Source organism: Methanosarcina mangrovi (genome assembly GCF_052057765.1).
GTDB lineage: Archaea > Halobacteriota > Methanosarcinia > Methanosarcinales > Methanosarcinaceae > Methanosarcina.
The window spans coordinates 2,026,916-2,041,762 of record NZ_CP195120.1; the positions used below are offsets into that span (position 1 = coordinate 2,026,916).

At 42.4% G+C, this 14,847-nt stretch carries 13 protein-coding genes; 5 read left to right on the forward strand and 8 right to left on the reverse strand.

Annotation, left to right across the window (positions count from 1 at the left end; all coding sequences use genetic code 11):
* Positions 1-185 precede the first annotated feature (185 nt).
* Positions 186-770, reverse strand: a complete 585-nt coding sequence (locus ACSAZL_RS09210; protein ID WP_440948381.1) for a M23 family metallopeptidase — start codon at positions 768-770, stop codon at positions 186-188.
* A 249-nt stretch (positions 771-1,019) separates the two neighbouring features.
* On the opposite strand from ACSAZL_RS09210, the gene ACSAZL_RS09215 reads away from it, so the two are divergent.
* Positions 1,020-1,370: a DUF2173 family protein gene (locus ACSAZL_RS09215; RefSeq protein ID WP_440948382.1), complete on the forward strand. Its 351-nt coding sequence runs from the start codon at positions 1,020-1,022 to the stop codon at positions 1,368-1,370.
* Positions 1,371-1,858: 488 nt separating this feature from the next.
* On the opposite strand, the gene mmrce1 is transcribed toward ACSAZL_RS09215, so the two are convergent.
* Positions 1,859-2,695: an MmRce1 family CPBP family CAAX prenyl protease gene (gene mmrce1 / locus ACSAZL_RS09220; RefSeq protein WP_440948383.1), complete on the reverse strand. Its 837-nt coding sequence runs from the start codon at positions 2,693-2,695 to the stop codon at positions 1,859-1,861.
* A 483-nt stretch (positions 2,696-3,178) separates the two neighbouring features.
* Between mmrce1 and ACSAZL_RS09225 the strand changes: the two genes are divergently transcribed.
* Complete coding sequence (locus tag ACSAZL_RS09225; protein WP_440948384.1) at positions 3,179-3,787, forward strand: uracil-DNA glycosylase family protein; 609 nt, start codon at positions 3,179-3,181, stop codon at positions 3,785-3,787.
* A gap of 894 nt (positions 3,788-4,681) precedes the next feature.
* On the opposite strand, the gene ACSAZL_RS09230 is transcribed toward ACSAZL_RS09225, so the two are convergent.
* A complete protein-coding gene (locus ACSAZL_RS09230) occupies positions 4,682-6,688 on the reverse strand; it encodes a histidine kinase dimerization/phosphoacceptor domain -containing protein (protein WP_440948385.1) in 2,007 nt (668 codons plus the stop codon).
* A gap of 480 nt (positions 6,689-7,168) precedes the next feature.
* On the opposite strand from ACSAZL_RS09230, the gene ACSAZL_RS09235 reads away from it, so the two are divergent.
* Positions 7,169-7,381 carry a hypothetical protein gene (locus ACSAZL_RS09235; protein ID WP_440948386.1) on the forward strand — a complete coding sequence of 71 codons (213 nt, stop codon included), beginning with the start codon at positions 7,169-7,171 and terminating at the stop codon, positions 7,379-7,381.
* Between the two features lie 237 nt (positions 7,382-7,618).
* Here ACSAZL_RS09235 and ACSAZL_RS09240 read toward each other — a convergent pair whose 3' ends face one another.
* Both ACSAZL_RS09240 and ACSAZL_RS09245 read right to left on the reverse strand, forming a co-directional pair.
* Entirely contained in the window at positions 7,619-8,368 is a 750-nt protein-coding gene (locus tag ACSAZL_RS09240) for an endonuclease III domain-containing protein (protein ID WP_440948387.1), read from the reverse strand.
* 468 nt (positions 8,369-8,836) lie between these two features.
* A complete protein-coding gene (locus ACSAZL_RS09245) occupies positions 8,837-9,337 on the reverse strand; it encodes a phosphate-starvation-inducible PsiE family protein (RefSeq protein ID WP_440948388.1) in 501 nt (166 codons plus the stop codon).
* Between the two features lie 431 nt (positions 9,338-9,768).
* Here ACSAZL_RS09245 and ACSAZL_RS09250 point away from each other — a divergent pair, with 431 nt between their 5' ends.
* Together ACSAZL_RS09250 and ACSAZL_RS09255 are read left to right on the forward strand one after the other, a co-directional pair.
* Positions 9,769-10,242 (forward strand): hypothetical protein, encoded by a 474-nt coding sequence (locus tag ACSAZL_RS09250; RefSeq protein ID WP_440948389.1) that lies wholly within the window; start codon positions 9,769-9,771, stop codon positions 10,240-10,242.
* Positions 10,243-10,281: 39 nt separating this feature from the next.
* Positions 10,282-10,956, forward strand: coding sequence for a hypothetical protein (locus ACSAZL_RS09255; protein ID WP_440948390.1), 675 nt, complete (start codon positions 10,282-10,284; stop codon positions 10,954-10,956).
* A gap of 164 nt (positions 10,957-11,120) precedes the next feature.
* Here ACSAZL_RS09255 and ACSAZL_RS09260 read toward each other — a convergent pair whose 3' ends face one another.
* The 3 genes from ACSAZL_RS09260 to ACSAZL_RS09270 all read right to left on the reverse strand — a co-directional run bounded on the left by ACSAZL_RS09260 (position 11,121) and on the right by ACSAZL_RS09270 (position 14,740).
* A complete protein-coding gene (locus tag ACSAZL_RS09260; RefSeq protein ID WP_440948391.1) occupies positions 11,121-12,479 on the reverse strand; it encodes an ABC transporter permease in 1,359 nt (452 codons plus the stop codon).
* 26 nt (positions 12,480-12,505) lie between these two features.
* The gene (locus tag ACSAZL_RS09265) at positions 12,506-13,828 is read right to left on the reverse strand and encodes a COG1361 S-layer family protein (RefSeq protein ID WP_440948392.1); all 1,323 of its coding nucleotides are present in this window, start codon (positions 13,826-13,828) and stop codon (positions 12,506-12,508) included.
* A gap of 198 nt (positions 13,829-14,026) precedes the next feature.
* The gene (locus ACSAZL_RS09270) at positions 14,027-14,740 is read right to left on the reverse strand and encodes an ABC transporter ATP-binding protein (RefSeq protein ID WP_440948393.1); all 714 of its coding nucleotides are present in this window, start codon (positions 14,738-14,740) and stop codon (positions 14,027-14,029) included.
* Positions 14,741-14,847 lie beyond the last annotated feature (107 nt).

Sequence of the window (14,847 nt, forward strand, 5' to 3'; positions counted from 1 at the left end):
TTGAAAAAATATTAATTAAACTTCCTAATTAAAGTCAGACTTGATTATTTATCTTTAAGTTAAATGCCTTTCTTCCGGGAACTTATTATCCTCTTAAGCTTCGTTCCTGACCTTATAACGAAAACAGCATAACCCGTCACAAAAATCCGTAGCAGAAACCGTGAACTTCAGGCAGGGTGCTTCATTCAGTCCCTTATTGATGTCAGATATTCCGCAGGGTCTATGAGGTTTTCTGGCTTTTCTTCTGAAAACCAGTTTCCTCCGAGATAGTCTTTATGTGAGGTAATGGGTTTATCCTTCCAGAGTTCAAAATGCAGCATACTGGGGTTTTTGTTCTTTAATTTCCGGATATAGGACGGAGAGTATTCATCTATTTTCGCGCAGTTGAGGACCATTCCCACAAATCCTATCAGCTGTCCTGAGCCGGTTTGATCTCCTTTTTGCACGGTGCACTCTGCAAGTTCCCCATATTTGCAGAATTTCCCTGAGGTGTTTTTGATTATCACGTAATAAGTGGGGTTCCAGTAAGGCAGAACCTCGGGAGAAGTCATAAGGCCGGTTTCCGAAACGATCCCTTCTTCAATCGAAAGGACTCCCGTATTTACGGGGGCATAAAGGTCGACTCCGCAGTGGTATCTGTCTCCTCTGTCCTCCCAGAAAGAGCCGGCTTCTCCCTTTTGCGGGATACTTTCAAGGGCTGCCATTACATCGGCTCTTTTTTCAGAGTCTGTTTTCTCAGGGTTTCTCAGGGATAATGGCCATTTTTTCATTGATCTTCTGTACACTGTAAGATTGAAAAGCTTTTCTTTACCAAAATTTAAGTTTTTAACTTTCTTTTTTTCATTTTCAATTTGATATATTTATATAATATTACATCAATCTTTTTGTGTTTATTTATGTATAAATCAGGAACAAGGGAACCATTTTTGTACTGAACAATGCACGTGATTTCAGTCACGGGTAGATCTCCAGTACAATACCTGATTTAGTGGGATACTGAATTTAGTGGGGGTAAATGTATGAGCGAAAAGGAATGTAACCTTTCTTTAGACGAACTTCTGAAGTTTGATGGAGTAATGGCAGCCGGGATTTTCAGCCCGGATGGAAAGCTTGTGGAGTACAAATCAAAGACTGAGATGCCAAAAGTGATGGCTGTGATGACTGCAAAGTTCTGCGGAGCCGTGAACATGATGTTCGATGCTCTGGCCAGTGCTTACACGGAGCTCTACAAAATGAACTGGGTACCCCAGAACAACTGGATGTACAGCGGCGGCGATTGGGTAGTTATGATTTCGGGTACAAGGGGAGTTTTTGTAGAGAAATCAAAGGCAGATATAGAGAAGATCCTTAAGGGTCTTGGGATGTGTTAACACCGCAAAAAGCCTGGCTAGCCTCTTCAGGTTAGCCAATCCTTTTCAGGTGAAATCGTACAACCCAGGATAATCATTTATCCTGAATTCTCACTTGTTAAAGAAAGAAATATTTTATCGCTGTCCTTTTATACCTTTAACAACATAATATATATTGATCCATAAGGTCAGTCCCAGATCTATGAAGAAGACGTACGAAGAAAGTATGTAACTTAAATAGGTAATGACTTGACTAAGTAGTAACTTAACTGAGTAATGACTTAAATAAGCATAACTTAAATAGGCATAACTTAACTGAGTAAAGAACTACATTAAATTGTGGATCAGACCTTATGGGTCACATCAAGACCCTTTTGATATCTCTACTTCTGTTTCCTCCTGTTTTAATTCCGTTTTTCAGTTTAATTACGCATTCTCCAGTGCTTCTTTAATTTGCATCCTCTCGAAAACAAGGCTATCTGCTACATTTTCATGTGATAATTCATCTGTCATTTACTTAGCCCGGTAGCTTGGTACCCTTCGGAAAAAAACAGCTCTTTGTCCAGTGCAATGATAGCAACGGCAACAACAGCGAGAACCAGAGTCTCGATACACTTCGTCGTCTGAGATATATTCAGTATCTCCTGGGAGATATTGACAATAAAGTGAAAGAGGATCGCCGCGATAACACTTTTCCCATTTTTTATGCATATCCAGCTGATAATCACTCCCAGGGGGATGATGCTTACAAAAAAATTCACCCCATACAAGATGTTTTCGTGGAAAATCTCATACTGGTAAGAGTTATTGACAAAGATCAGCGGGAAGTGCCAGAGCGACCAGAGTATACTGAAAATAAGAGATGCCGTAAAGTAGGTGTATCGGCTCTGAAGGCTGTCAAAGGCATATCCTCTCCACCCAAGTTCTTCAAAACCTGCGGCAAGCATAAGAAGAAACAGTACGGGGACAAAGCCTGTTGAAAAAGAGAAAGCTTCGGCAAGCTGGAACTGCGAGACCGAACCCCCGAAAGGAAGCGAAAGCAGGATGGAAGCCAGGACAGAGAACGGCATTATTAAGAAAAATGCCGGCAGTATTTTTGGTTGAATCAGCCTGAGGTTGGTGAGCCGGTTAATAAAATCCTTTTTTAAATCTGGATTTTTTGATGTAAAGATCATAATAAGTGAGATCAGAAAAGGTGCCATCAGTCCGGGAAGCATAAGTAGCATATACAGCCCGCTTTCATCATCCTGAAAACTTAAATACGCCCCTGCAAACCAGAGAACATAGGTCGCTATAAAGGTCGCAGCAAAATAGACCCCGGGTTTGTACTTATAATTAAGAATCATTTTTCCTCCAGATTTCAACTGCCACGGCCCTATTCCTGTTTTTTAATTGAAACCAGTTTTGACAGCCAAAGCTAATAAGATTGCTCCAAATGTTTTTTGATTTTACTGTCTGTGACAGAAAATGCAAGCAATCATAAAAATCTGTTTAATCATTTTTAATACATATGCTTTCTTATCCAAAATATCCGTGTTCTTATGAACGATGACGACTTTTTCATAAACGGAGATAAAGAGTTGTTAAGCTGTGTTTTACTGAATATAATCCCGTCCGAAGGATCAGTTGACCATGAGAAAGTGAAAATTAGCGAACTATTGAACTCAGTTTTCCTGTTGCTTTTTGTCGAGGAGGAGTCCTGAAACTTTATATCGGTACTTGCCATAGTTTTCTATGCTGCAAATCTATCTTTTACGGTCCCTTAAAGACAACCTGCAATTCTTGCAAAGCAAAGCCTGTGATATCAATATACCCGAAGTGAACCGGAAATGGAACCTGTTGAATACGTTAAATGTAAAGCCTTTCCCTGTCCCGATATCAATACAGGTGGCTATCTTGTACCTGCTGTAGAAGTCGACCCCGAAAAAGTTAAAGTGGTTATGATTTCCGAAGCCCCCCCGGAGAATCCCCTGGACTATTTTTATGCTTCAGGAGAGCCATTTTATCTAAAAACGACTCTTCAGGCATTCAACGACGCAGGAATTCCCGTAAACAGCATTCAGGAAATCCTGGATCGCGGGTTCTACCTGACAACAGCAGTCAAATGTGCAAAGACCCGGTACGGGATTTCGGCAGAAACGGTAAAAAACTGCTCTCTGATGCTCGAAAAAGAACTTTCTCTGTTCCCCAATGTTGAGGTGTATATGCTGATGGGAGATGTTGCAATAAAGGCTTTTAACTACATCAGTAAGAGGCTCACCGGAAAAAACACGATTCCTTCGGGTTCTACGTATAAGATCAGGAAGGAAGAGTTCTTTTACAATGGGAAAAGGGTTTTTCCTTCTTATGTGCAGACCGGGCAGAATTACCTGATTGAGAAATCGAAAAGAATGATGATAGCCGAAGATCTTGCAGAGGCTGCGAAGTTAATTAAGTAAGCGGTTTCGTACGGGTAAGCGGTTTCGGATCAAGCTTCCCAAATTGGGTTCTGTGGAGTTTCGGAAAAGCTTCGGGTGTTGCGCCCATTAACCGATTCAGAGCCAATTCAAATCAAAAGTTAAAGGGATCAAAGACAAACTGCTCCTCTTTAAAAAGATATGTTATTTTCGTTTTTCCTCTTCAGGCTTTTCGCTTTTTATAGCCCTTGTAGCCTCGGGGCTGACATCTCAAACAAAGAAACAGGAAGTCCCTGAAAACAGCAGTTGACTAAACAGAAATATTCTTTTTAGAAACCAGCTGGTAATAATCAATGTGAAGAAATTAATATTTTTTTAATGATTTAGTTATTCTTAATTTAGTCGTCTCTCTGACCGGGTGTTTCTAAATTCTTCTTGTTACATATATATTTTTACAATTATATTATGGTCCCTGGCAGGATTAACGTTTACGATCCTTCTTCAAGAACTGCCTTTTCCTTCATAAAAATATTTTTACTAAGTTATCCCTTAAGTTGTCCCCGTATTCCGTGACCGGCATAACAGGTAAACCGGAGGTGGCATATACGAAGTTTAAGCTGGAAAAAGCCTTTAGAATCCGGGAGTAAGCTTTTAGAATCCGGGAGTAAGAAAGAAAAGCCGAAATCATATAAATGGGAAAAACTTCATAAGAAAAATTATGTATTATGAGTTTCTATCTTAGTTTATGGGACGGTTGGTGGAAGCTGCGGCCAATATATTCTTACTGATTTTTGCAATATTGTTCGTCAAAATATGTCTCAGCATAATGCCTGAGATTACAATATTTCCATAAGTTTTGTTGCTGTTTGCGACTTCTGATGCTTTAAAGGGCTTTTTTGTTTAAATTTACTTCTTGATCCTTACCAGCGTCGTTTTTCATTTACTTTTTCTCTTGAAACATTTTTCTTCCCTGAATTTTATCCTGAATTCTGTCCCTTTCCCCCTTTCAAGTTCGATGCTGCCTTCAATCTGTTCTACAAGGATATTTACAAGTTGAAGACCGAGAGAAGAGGTTTGTTTTAAATCGATATCTTCAGGAAAGCCGATTCCATTATCCGAAACTGTCAGCAAGAACTCCGAGATTTCACAGCTGCCGGGGTGCCTGTTACAGCCCTTCCTCTGACTGCTGCCTGTGCGGTGGAGCTTAATCTGGATTTCTCCACTTCTTCCTTCGGGAAAAGCATGTTTTAAAGAGTTGGATACAAGTTCATTAACAATGATTCCCAGGGGGATTCCGGTATCCATTCCGAGAAACACGTTTTCCAGGTCCAGTTTTAAGTGAATATCCTCACTTCCTACCAGGTATGATCTGAAAAGTTCATTCGCCAGTTTCTGGATATATGCTTTAAAATCAAAGGTTTCAACATCCGCCATTTCTCTGGTTCTATAAAGTTCCTCATGAATAAGGGACATTGAGATGACCCGGTTCTGGCTGTCACGGAAGGATTCTTTTACTTTTTTATCACTGAAGTACTCGGCCTGCAGGCTGAGCAGGGAGGAGATTACCTGAAGATTGTTTTTAATTCTATGATGGATTTCTTTTTTCCTGACTTCCTCAGTTTTTAAAAGGGCCTCCTCTGCCTTTTTCCGTTCCGAGATATCAAGCATTACGCCTACGATTCCGATTATTTCCCCGGATATATTGCTGTAAGTAGCTTTGTGAGAAAGGAAATCCCGTACTTTTCCGTCTGCGCACTTAATTTTCAATTCATGAGACAGGCTTTTGCCTTCCCTCAGGAGTATCCCGTCATAATAAATGGAGTCCCTGAGCGTTTCTTCTGAATATCGATCCCTAAACTCATAAATGGAGTGCCCTATCACTTTTTCTTTAGGGAGGCCAAGGACATACCCTGCAAACATTTCGTTGCAGCCCTGGTAGACGCCTTCAAGGTTTCTATAGAAAACAGGAGAGGGTATGGTGTCAAGGAAAGTCTCAAGGAAGTATATGTTGTTTTGAAGGTCTTTTTCCACCTGTTTGCGGACCGAGATTTCACTGAACAGCTGTTCATTTGTTTTTGTAAGCTCAGAAGTCCTTTCTTTAACGAGCTCCTCCAGGTGTTCCCTGTAATTATTTAATTCTTCTACAGCTTGCCTGCGCTCGATAACCTCTGCAATCACATAAGCAACCGAGTTCAGGAAATAGGTCTCAGCTACAGTAAACTTCCTTTTCTTTGTGGAATGGGCTCCCAGTACTCCGAAGGGTTTTTCCACATCTCCTATAATGACGCTCATCCCGCTTGTAATGTTGTGGTCTCTCAGGATTTCCGGGGGTTCAAAGCGGCTTTCTTCTGCAAAGTCCCTTACGATTACAGGCATCCTTGAAAAAATAGTGTATCCTGCCTGAGAGTATTTTCCTCCTTCCAAAACGGCTTTTCCCACAAGTCCGGGTTTCCAGCCGATGCCCGCTTTGAGCAGGAAATTTCCATCGGGGGTGAGCTCGAGGATTTTGCAGAACTCAAGGTCCAGGGTTCTTGCAATCAGTTTTACACTTTTATCCATGAAAGCCTGGAGGTTTTCGCATTTAAGAGCCATTTTCCCAAGGGTATAGAGGGCATCATATTGCTTTTCCTTGATACTGAGTTTTTTTCCCAGCTTTTTCTGTTCGCTTATGTCAAACCCGTAAATGTTTACATATTCCTTACCTGAAACTGGCTGGAAGTCTATAAGATACAATTTTTTGCCCACTTTAACTTCTATTTTTTCCGGATCGTTCCTGGAAACAACTCTTTTAATAAGGGTTTCCACAGAATGAGGTAATTTTCCTTCTCCTCCAATATCCCAGATATGTAACAAAGGCTCAGCTGCCTTATTTGAGTAAAAAACTCTCCCGTCAGTCCCTACTCGAAGCACGGGATTCGGGTTCTTAGATATTAACGGATCCATTTTTTCTCCTCTTACCTTCAGGTCTCCCCCCTCTTACCTTAGCCCGAAAGTCAGCCCCTGCAATCCGGAAAATTCATTGCCACCAGATTAACTGAAAGTTATATTTCTCCAGCCCGGCATATTCGCTTTCGTAAGAATCAGTGCACAAAAGTTAGAATAGTATTGTTCGTTTCTTGTCCCCATTGCGTTGTATATCCTTCTACTCTAATAATTGTTTCCTCCGTGTTCTCCCATGTTTTTTTCTCCAATTTACACAAAAGTTATATCTGTTTACTGAGTAAATATTCAACGTGGGTAATTTTATATTCGTAAAAATATACTTCGATCAAGGCATGGAAATATATAGATTACTATGACATATATTTACTACTTGGAAAATCTATTTATACGTGTCAGGCAACTATACTGTGTCGAAGAGGAGCCAGAAACTAGACGTAACTAAGAAAAATATGCATTAAAAACAAAAAAGGTGATATCAAAATGGAAAAACTCAGGAACTTAATTATCGAGAACGTGGCAATGTTCAATAAGGCATTCCCTGACAGGTTCTGCCATAGCCCTGATGTAATCTCCGCGATCTCATACGACTACAAGTTCACTTACGGACAGGTAGAAAATGAGATCGAGAAGATGGTTCATGAAGGGGTTCTTGACGTTGAAATTTCCGACTGGTACGGAATAAAGCTCTTATAAGAACAAACTGCCCACGTGAAAAAAGAAAGGAAAACACAGATCAACGCGTAACGAAACTCTGGATTAGATCAAGTATTCAAACAGGCTTTAAACTGCCTTCTCAGAATCTGGTCATTTAAACCAGTATTTAAGCAGGGTTAAGAAACATAATACAGCGGAAACTTCAACCGAAGTTTTGCCAGTAGCCAGTTCTTCCCCTTAAAAATCTTTTAAGTAAATCTTTTAAGCTATAGATTTTCAGTCCGAAATGAGCCTTAGAAGCGGACACTGAGAATAATTAATCTTCTTTTGATAATACCTCTTTGCATGTTCCACAAGAAGGGCATGATATTCCTGATAGATGGCCAGGTCTTCCGGCAAATTTTCTTCAAACAGGGCCTTGATTTCAGAGTATTTTGCTTTCTCCTCAGTCAGGCCAAGGTTGCTTAGCACTCTTCTGGTGTATGCATCAACCACAAATGAGGGCCGATTAAAGGCATAAAGCAGGATCGAATCGGCAGTCTCGGGCCCAATACCTTTTAAAGAGAGCAGTTCTTCCCTTTCGGGCTTTCGGCTTTTCAAATCCAGAAACCACTCTGTAAGGATTTTGAGACGTGCTGCTTTCTGGTTATAATAACCTGCAGGCTTTATGGCTACCTTTAAGGTTTCCGGATCAAGAGAAAGGATTCCTTCCGGAGAAAGGGAGTCCATTTGCCTGAGGTTAATGAGGGCTTTTTCAACCTGCTGCCAGTTCGTATTCTGTGTAAGCAGAGCTCCGCAGATAATCTCAAACTGCTGATTCCCGGTATGCGGGTAGGTGTAGTCTCCGGGATGATACCCCCGTATGGACCCTGTTTTTGTAGGATTTGTCCCGTTACTGTCGTGCAGTTCTATCAGGGGCCACCAGCCCTGAGGGCCGTATGAATCAAGGAGGAAGTTGTAGATTGTCCGGATAACAGGTTCATTAAAAGTTCTTTCGGAACTGCTGTTCTGAATACTCTTCTTCATTTCAACACATCCGTATCAGAGAATTCCATTTCAATCCTTTCATATCCAGATTTTTTATTTCAATCCTGCTATTGTCATTCTTGTCCCGCTCGACGCAGGAGAGCGGTCTTTCCACGAAAAAAAGAAGAAAAGAAAAAGGAAAAGAAAATAAAAGCCAGAATGTAAAGTCTCTGTAGACGCTTGCAAGTAAGAACGACAACAAAAAGACCAAACAAGATGAAACTTCGGTCTTTATTTCTCTTTCGTTTATTCTTCTTTTTCTGCTTTTTGTGAAGGGCCGCCAGACAAGCTGGCGGATGCGCACTATATTTATCTGTGAATTTTAATAAGGTTTCCGAGGTCAAGCCAAATATTCTTTTGGCGGGGAAGATCGAATCCGAAAAAAGGAAAGGTTTCTCGGCTTGCCTGTCTGGAGGCAGGTGAGAACATGTTGAGGTGAAAAAATATTGAACCGCATGCGGTAAAAGATTAATTGCGTTCAGGCTCGGGAGTACACCGGTCAAGAAGGGCACTCAGGCCTGTTTTTGAAGGCTGCGCTTCTTCTTTTACAGGGGCAGAAGGCACCTGGATTTTTGCCGGGGAATATTTGACCGCAAGCACTCTTATTATGCCCAGTACAAGCAACAGTACGGCCAGGCTCAAAACGAATTCGTACCCGAACTTCTGGGAATAAAGACCTACAGCGATCTCCCGCAGGACTATCAGAATTGTAGCATCCGTTATATCCGTAAGCTTGATCCTGTCATGTTCGTGGTAATCAACAAAAGCTTTGAAAAGGTCTATAACAATGAAAACTGTCAGCACACTTGTTACCATGTGGTTGAAACCGCTTTCAAGTGACTCAAAGATAATGAAGCGAACCTCAAGTAAGGTTTTTGCCATCCCCACAATTAAAGCCAGTAGCAGGATGTAAAGGATGATTGTGGTAATAACATCCGTAACCTGCTTAAATAATTTTATACTATCCATTTTATCCTCCCTGATAAATTGAGACCTTCATACTTTTCAGTGTATATGTATTTTTTCACAATAAAAAACATAGAAATAATAAAAATATATAGAAAGATACACGGAATGATAAACACACGAATATCTTTTGAACCAATAAAAATTTCTCAAGTAAGTTACTTCATGGTAGAATCATTAATTCTAAAATTGGGAACTTAAATCGGATAACAAAGAGAAGATGAAACTCAAAATAAAGAAATTCCCGGGGGCAGCAGTTGCCTTAAAAATAGCTTGAAAAAATAATGGCATCTTATGAAAAGACGATTTATGAAAGACAACTTATGAAAAGACGATTTATGAAAGACAACTTATGAAAAGACAACTTCTGAAAAGCCAACTTCTAAAATGGAATTCACCGATCTAAATATAAAAGCTAACTCTGAAATAGTATTATGACTCTGATCACACCGAAGAATGTCACAATCGCCGTTATCGGACTTTTCCTGGTCTTTGTCGTCGCACTGGTTTTGGTAGACGGTTTTTTTCTTCCAAAAGACTACCTTGAACCCTGGTCTGAAACGTACTACAAACAGTTTGAAGACCCAAGGGTTCAGGTCCTGGCGCATGGAGTGCTTGCTCCTAATTCTCACAACCTGCAGTCCTGGAGAGTGGTACTTGAAGGAGAGGATAGCTTCCTCCTTTATGTTGACCATAGCAGACTCAGCCCCAAAGCTGACCCTCCGGGCCGGCAGGTTACAATCAGCCAGGGGACTTTCCTGGAATATGTCAGAGTTGCAGCGGGAAATCTGGGGTACGAAGCCGAAATGGAGCTTTTCCCGGAAGGGGAGTACGGGCCGGAGGGCACTGCCACAAACCTGGGAAGCAAACCGGTTGCAAGAGTGATTCTTAAGGAAACTACCGGGTAAAACAAGCCTGAGTCTTCTCCTCTCTATAAATCAATGTTTGTGTCTGATACATACAGGGTTCCTTACAGAGAAACGCAGCTTTCCGCAGAAGATATTGAGACACTTGAAGCCCTGAGCACAGAAAATGTCACCATCCTTATTTTCCAGGACCCTGAAAGCCTTGAATCGCTCGGAAACGTTGTTTTGAGGGCAGCAGAAGTCGAAGCTGGAAACGACGGGATACAGCAGGAAGGCTTTGAGCTATTCAGGCCCAATGAATGGAAAAAAAATGAGTATAGATTCGGCTTCAGCCTGGACGGGCAGGGACTCCGCACTTTTAATGTTCATTTAATGCAGGGCCTGATCAGTCTCTTTCCTTTTTTGAATTCTCCAGAAGTATCAGGGCAATCCTTTCTCAGCCAGACAGAATCTGCAGTTGAAAATACGCCGGCATATGCTTTGATAATTACGAAGGGTAATAGCCGCACAGAGCAGGTTGAGTCCGGAATCCTATACAGCCGTTTCCTGCTCACAGCTACGGATATGGGGTATGCAATGCAGCCAATGAGCCAGGCTCTTGAGGAGTACCCTGAAATGGCTGAAATATATACGGAAGTCCACGAGACATATGCAGGGGAAAACGAAACCATCCAGATGCTCATAAGGGTGGGAGTACCGGAAAAAGAGGTCCCTCCGACGATGCGGCTTGATGTGATGAACATCATCGAAGTATAAAGAGCTACAGAAAATAGCTCCTTAAAGCTTTGAAGTGCTCCTTAATTTTCCGGTGGCTCTGCAGGGTCCGGTGGCTCTGCAGGGATCACTACAGAGCCATTTTCCACTTTTGTTTTATTGAAATTCAACGATTTTTAGTCCGTATGAAGTTCTTTTAAATTTCCTCACTCATACCTCAGGGCATCAACAGGTTTCAGTTCGGATGCATTCTTTGCCGGCACAAGGCCTGCTATAAGCCCAACGATTACGGAGACAAAGGTTGCAACAACTGTGCCTTTCAGGCTGAGGGCAAACTCGAAGGGCACGTTCATTTTAACGGAAATCAGGAGCAAAACCAGCTGCACTGCAACCGTACCCAGGAGGATGCCTATTATTCCTCCCACAAGGCTGATCATTGCGGCGTTGAAGAGGAAAATCAGCATGATATCGCTATTCCTTGCCCCTATTGCCTTCATTATTCCGATTTCTTTTGTTTTCTCAAGGACCGAGGTGAACATCGTGTTTGCGATCCCTGTGGAGCCTACAAGAAGAGAAATGCCTGCGATGAAGGCTAGAAATGATGTGAGGCCGTTAATCAGTTTTTGAGTACTTTCAATAGCCTCTTTTGAGGAGCTCACATAGAAGTCCTGCGTATCTTCGGTAACCATTCTCGAAAGCCTCAATTTGCGTTCGATCTCCTCAAGAGCGGAATCATAGTCTGCCCCGCTATAGAGCTTTATTTCTATGCTGTCATAGGCATCCCTTTCCCTTTCAGGCATATCCTCATCGCTGTATGGAAGTGAGTAGACCTCCTGATAGGGCATGTAAATGCTGCTTCCGAAAAGCGCTCCCATTCCCCCTAGAAGCCCGCCGCCATTCTCCAGAATTCCGATTACCCGGTAAGATCTGCCGTTGAGGAGGATCATCTGGTTGAGCCGGATCTCCCTCTCGAAGGTATTTTTTGCGAGTTCGTTTGAAATAACCACAACTGCCCGGTCTCCAGGCTTCAGCATTCTGCCTTCTCCCACATTCTTATTAGTGATCTCAGGCCAGACCCCGGGGTCCACACCTTTAACCCAGACATAGGTCGTCTCGCTTCCTAATTTCAATTCCGCCCCGTCTTCAACATTGACATTCACATACTCTATATCCGGAATGCTCCGGAGGACAAATACATCCATTCTTGTGAGTTCGGCTTCTTCTATGGGTTCGTATACCGGAGACCCGGAGTTTTCATTTTCAGTTTCCTCTCCGCCTTCTGCAGTTATCCCCGAACTCTCTTCCGAGGCTTCTCCGGTATCTTCTTCATATGCCACAGTTTCTTCAGACGAGATTATAAAAGGAGTCGAGGCCACGATTGTAATGGTATCGCCTCCGAACTCTTCCAGGGTTTCGGTCACCTGTTCCTGGAAATATTCCCCGGTAGTAACGATTGCCACCACCGAGGCAATGCCTATGATAACCCCTATAATGGTCAGCCAGCTTCTCAGCTTATTGGCTCTGACCATGTTCAGGGCAATTTTCAAAATCTTTGCCAATTTCATGGAAACCACAGGCTCAGGCTTCTAATTTATTCGTCCGTCTTCTTTTCTTCCATAGGGTTTTCGCCTTGCCAGTTTTCTTCAGCATCCTTTTCTTTCAGCTTCTTCTGGTGCTTTTTATAAATAAAAAAGCCTACAGCGCCGAGAAGGATGAGTAACCCGAGCTTATATGAGAATAAACTCGATTCATTACTTTCCTCTGGCATGTTGGAGCTTATCGGAAGGGTAGCCGGAGAAGCATAAAGAGAGAGCACGTTTTCCTCAACCTGCCTCATCCCGTCGCTGGAAGTATAACTGATTTCAAATTTTATCGGAAGGTCCTGGCCGATGTTTTTTGGTTCCAGGTTGAAGTCCGCAATCGTGTAGTCCCCTTTTTGCAGGTTTCCGAGGATTACCGAATTACCGCCGTCCGTTATGGTCCAGTTTTCCTGCAGGGGGATGGAGATCTTGACCGAGTTTGCGCCGTTGTTTCCTATATTGGAAACCGAAAACGTGTAAGCTCCCGTTGGGCTCCTTTCCATGAAAGCAATATCGAAGTCCGTGGTACCTCCGATGTATATCCCTGCTTTGCTTTCAATTGTCTTTCGCTTCTGGTTTTCTACGGTGCCTGCTTCCGTAATTGTCTGGAGCTCTTCGATATCGTCATATGTAAGCACCATATCCAGCTTGTAAAGGCCCGGTTTTGTGTTTACGTTGGTCAGGACATCGAAACTGACATTGGCAGTTTCTCCGACATCAATCAGGTTTATATGCTTTACATTGCTGGAACCGACAGGCAGGATCAGGTCGTTTGTGCATTCCCAGGAAAACATCGAGTTTTTCAGGGGTGAGTTCCCTACATTTTTTATGCCGAAAACAAGGCTGGTTTTCTCTCCAGGGATCAGTTTTTCGACACTGATATATTCGATTTCGGCATTTGATTCGCTGTCAATATCGATTGTAAGTTCCCTGTTGAGGGAGACTTTATTTTTGCGATCTGTTGAGTAGAAGTAGACTTTGAGGGGATATTTTCCTTCATTGACGTCGTTTTCAACTCCTATTTTAAACTTGACGACCTTTCTGCGGTCATCTTCGGAACGTTTCCCCAGCGTGCCGATATTCTCTGAAAGTTCCTCTCCCGAAAGAGCCCGGAAAGGATACTCGGGCTCGATTTTCAGATAACAGTCCTCTATGTCATTATATCCCGTATTCTCGATTGCGATCCTTACCTCAAGCACATCTCCGGGCTTTACAGGGTCAGGATCCTGATTGAGCAGGTCAACACTTATACCCTTGTCAAGACTCCTGTTTAAATCAAGAGTGCTTGCAGAAAGGGCAGTTCCGCTGCATAAAGACAGACATATCAGAGTCAAACAAATAAAACTTATAAAGTATTTATGTCCCATTTTTGGATACCTCAATTTACTTATTCATCCGTTTATTCCTGAGTTTGCCACCTATTTTTTCCAGAAAAATTTTATCAGAAACCTATTTAGAAAATAAGCCTGAAATTTGTTCATTTTTGACTGAAAACCCCTATTTTTCTCCTTAAGGTCACCCGGATCCCCGGATCAGGTTTCAGGACTCATCTGCGCTTCATTCGGGCCGTCACTTATCATTTCCCCGTCCTTGAGCTGGATATGCCGGCTGGCAAAGCCTGCAAGGTGCATGTCATGGGTGACCATAACTACCGTTTTGCCTTTTTCCTTCCAGAGCCTGTAAAGAATTGAAATAACTTCTTTTCCGGTGATGCTGTCAAGAGCTCCGGTCGGCTCGTCCGCAAGGATGATTTCCGGGTCACAGGCAAGAGATCTTGCAATCGAGACTCTCTGCTGCTGGCCTCCCGAGAGCTGGGAAGGTTTGTTCTGTATCTTATCGGAAAGCCCTACCAGGTCAAGCAGTTCCTTTGCCTTTTTTTCTGCAATCCTGTCCTCAATCTCCTGGATTTCCAGGGGTAAGAGTACATTCTCAAGAGCCGTCATCCCGGGGATCAGATTGTACTGCTGGAAAACGAACCCGATTGTCCTGCCTCTGAGGGCTGCAAGGTCCGATTCCTGAAGTCGGGCTATATCCCGGCCTTTAAGGAAAATTTTACCCTTCGAGGGTATGTCAAGACAGCCCACCAGGTTCATCATTGTGGACTTCCCGCTTCCTGAGGGCCCGATTATAGCGGTAAATTCTCCTTTTCCAAGTTTCACACTCACATTTTTCAAAGCATTGACCTGGACTTCGCCCATCTGATAGGTTTTCCAGACGTTCTGAAAGGCGATCAGTGTATTCTCCATGTTTTCTCCTTAATGACTTACTTAGGAAATATAATGTAATATTTAAAAAGTTTGTTCAATTCTTTATTGTTTTTCATGAACTGAGTTTCACTCATAATACAAAATTT

Coding starts and splice junctions, on each gene's coding strand:
- mmrce1 (WP_440948383.1), bottom strand. CDS start 2,695: ATGATTCTTAATTATAAGTACAAACCCGGGGTCTATTTTGCTGCGACC.
- ACSAZL_RS09225 (WP_440948384.1), top strand. CDS start 3,179: ATGGAACCTGTTGAATACGTTAAATGTAAAGCCTTTCCCTGTCCCGAT.
- ACSAZL_RS09210 (WP_440948381.1), bottom strand. CDS start 770: ATGAAAAAATGGCCATTATCCCTGAGAAACCCTGAGAAAACAGACTCT.
- ACSAZL_RS09245 (WP_440948388.1), bottom strand. CDS start 9,337: ATGGATAGTATAAAATTATTTAAGCAGGTTACGGATGTTATTACCACA.
- ACSAZL_RS09230 (WP_440948385.1), bottom strand. CDS start 6,688: ATGGATCCGTTAATATCTAAGAACCCGAATCCCGTGCTTCGAGTAGGG.
- ACSAZL_RS09235 (WP_440948386.1), top strand. CDS start 7,169: ATGGAAAAACTCAGGAACTTAATTATCGAGAACGTGGCAATGTTCAAT.
- ACSAZL_RS09270 (WP_440948393.1), bottom strand. CDS start 14,740: ATGGAGAATACACTGATCGCCTTTCAGAACGTCTGGAAAACCTATCAG.
- ACSAZL_RS09250 (WP_440948389.1), top strand. CDS start 9,769: ATGACTCTGATCACACCGAAGAATGTCACAATCGCCGTTATCGGACTT.
- ACSAZL_RS09240 (WP_440948387.1), bottom strand. CDS start 8,368: ATGAAGAAGAGTATTCAGAACAGCAGTTCCGAAAGAACTTTTAATGAA.
- ACSAZL_RS09215 (WP_440948382.1), top strand. CDS start 1,020: ATGAGCGAAAAGGAATGTAACCTTTCTTTAGACGAACTTCTGAAGTTT.
- ACSAZL_RS09260 (WP_440948391.1), bottom strand. CDS start 12,479: ATGAAATTGGCAAAGATTTTGAAAATTGCCCTGAACATGGTCAGAGCC.